1 protein-coding gene and 1 pseudogene are annotated in these 2,321 nt (G+C 67.3%); both read left to right on the top strand.

What is annotated here, in order from left to right; translation table 11 throughout:
* The first annotated feature begins 318 nt into the window (after positions 1-318).
* Positions 319-1,341 carry a mycothiol synthase gene (gene mshD / locus LQV45_RS26345; RefSeq protein WP_230009652.1) on the top strand — a complete coding sequence of 341 codons (1,023 nt, stop codon included), beginning with the start codon at positions 319-321 and terminating at the stop codon, positions 1,339-1,341.
* Positions 1,342-1,430: 89 nt separating this feature from the next.
* A pseudogene (locus LQV45_RS26340) lies at positions 1,431-2,321 on the top strand (RNA degradosome polyphosphate kinase); the annotation flags it as partial.

Genomic DNA, 2,321 nt, shown 5'->3' with positions numbered 1-2,321 from the left:
CAGCGCGGCGGCGCCGGTACGCAGGCACTGTACACAAGCACTGAACGAAGGCACTGAACGCAGAAGGCCCCGGACTCTGGAATCCAGAGTCCGGGGCCTTCTTGGTGCACCAAACCATCGGCACAAACTTCTCAGTATCTAGCAGTACTTCTCAGTATTTATCAGTGGAGGACATACGGGTCGAACGTATCGAGGCCACCCCAGTGGTGGATCCCCCTCGCATCTGGCTCAACGCCGGACGAGATAACGACTATACGCGGCCGTCCGCAGTTCGACAAAATCGGCCGCTGACCCCCATGCACCCGATAGCCTTGCACCATGAGCCCTGCGCACCCGGAAAACTGGCCCGTACACACTGAAAAAGGAACCGTGGACGCCGCGCTGCTGCGGGACGTCGCCGCCCTTGTCGCCGCGGCGGAAGAGTCCGACGGCAATCCGCCGTTGTCCGAACAGACCCTTGTCACGCTGCGCGCCGGCGATGCGGGCGAGCACTCGGTGCTTGCCCTGGCCCTCTATGCCCCGGACGACAAGTTGGATCCCGCGACGGCGCAGGACCTGGCCGGCGTCGCCGTCGTCATCGAGGAACCGGACGGCACCGGCATCCTCGAGGTCGCCGTCCATCCCAGCTACCGCAACCAGGGCGTGGGTGACCGCCTGCTGGGCGAACTGAAGACCGTCCGCGGCTTCGCCGGCCTGAAGGCCTGGTCCCACGGAAACCACGAGGCCGCGGCCGACCTCGCGGCCCGCTACGGCTACGGCGCCGTGCGTGAGCTGTGGAAGATGCGGTTGATGACGGCGGCGGCGGCCCTGCCGGAGGTCCAACTCCCGGACGGCGTACAGCTCCGCGCCTTCGTGCCCGGCCGGGACGAGGACGCCTGGCTGGCCGCAAACAAGGCCGCCTTCGCCCACCACCCGGAGCAAGGCAACATGACGCGGGCCGATCTGGACGCCCGGATGGCCGAACCGTGGTTTGATCCCGCGGGCTTCCTGCTGGCCGTCGACCCGGCGGACCGGCTCCTGGGATTCCATTGGACCAAAGTGCACCCCCGGCACGGCGACCACCCCGCAATGGGCGAGGTCTACGTGGTGGGCGTGACCCCCGACGCCCAGGGGTCCGGGCTGGGCAAGGCCCTCACGGTCGCCGGCATCAGGCATCTTCAGGACCTGGGGCTCCGCGCCGTCATGCTCTACGTCGATGCCGACAACACCCCCGCCCTCGCCCTGTACCGCAGGCTCGGATTCACCCGCTGGGATGTCGACGTGATGTACGCGCCGCTGCCGCAGCAACCATCACCGGCCGCCACTCCCGCGCCGGACGGCGTTAGTCAAGTCGGCGGATAACCGTCCCGGCCCGGGCCGAAACCTGGGGTCATCCGGCCATGATTGCTTGTAAGGTTGAAGCTACATCGCGCCAGCATTGAGGAGACACCATGCCACGGGATACCACCCGGACATCCACGTCTGAACCAGCAACGCCGGAAAAGGGGGCGCGTCCGGTACGTGCCCGCTTTGGCTCCTCCGAAGTGCCGGCCTCGCGCGCCACGCAGGACCGGATCGACATTCCGGAGTTCGCACCGAACCTGGAACCGGAAGGCGACATCCGCCCCGACCGGTTCCTGGACCGGGAACTGAGCTGGCTTGCGTTCAACGCGCGGGTCCTGGAATTGGCCGAGGACCCCAACCTGTACCTGCTGGAGCGGGTCAGCTTCCTGTCCATCTTCGCCTCCAACCTGGACGAGTTCTTCATGGTCCGGGTGGCCGGGCTGAAGCGGCGGATCGCCACGGGGCTCGCCGTCCCCTCCCCTGCCGGGCTGAGCCCCATGCAGGTCCTGGAGCAGATCGGCGAGGAGGCCCACCGGCTGCAGCAGCGCCACGCCCGGGTCTACGCCGAACAGATCCGTCCGGCGCTGGCCTATGAGCACATCCACCTGATGCACTGGGAGGAGCTCGACTCGCAGGCCAAGGACCAGCTCAGCGCCATGTTCGCGGAAAAGGTATTCCCGATCCTGACGCCGCTGGCCGTGGACCCGGCGCACCCGTTCCCCTACATCTCCGGGCTGTCCCTGAACCTCGCCGTGGTGGTCCGCAACCCGGTCAGCGACAAGGAGCTCTTCGCCCGTGTCAAGGTCCCTGACCAGCTCCCGCGCCTGATCTCCATTGACGGCGCCCGCGCCGGCTCCGTCCCGGGACGGGTGGCACGGTTCATCGCGCTCGAAGAAGTGATCGCCGTGCACCTGGACCAGCTGTTCGCCGGCATGGAGGTCCTGGAACACCACATCTTCCGCGTGACCCGCAACGAGGACGTCGAGGTCGAAGAGGAC

This window comes from Microbacterium sp. Bi128 (genome assembly GCF_918698205.1).
The sequence above is the reverse complement of the archived record's forward strand: the minus strand, read 5'-3'. Positions and strand labels throughout refer to the sequence as shown.

What these genes read in the sequence shown, in the direction of transcription:
- mshD (WP_230009652.1), top strand. Translation starts at nt 319, where the DNA reads ATGAGCCCTGCGCACCCGGAAAACTGGCCCGTACACACTGAAAAAGGA.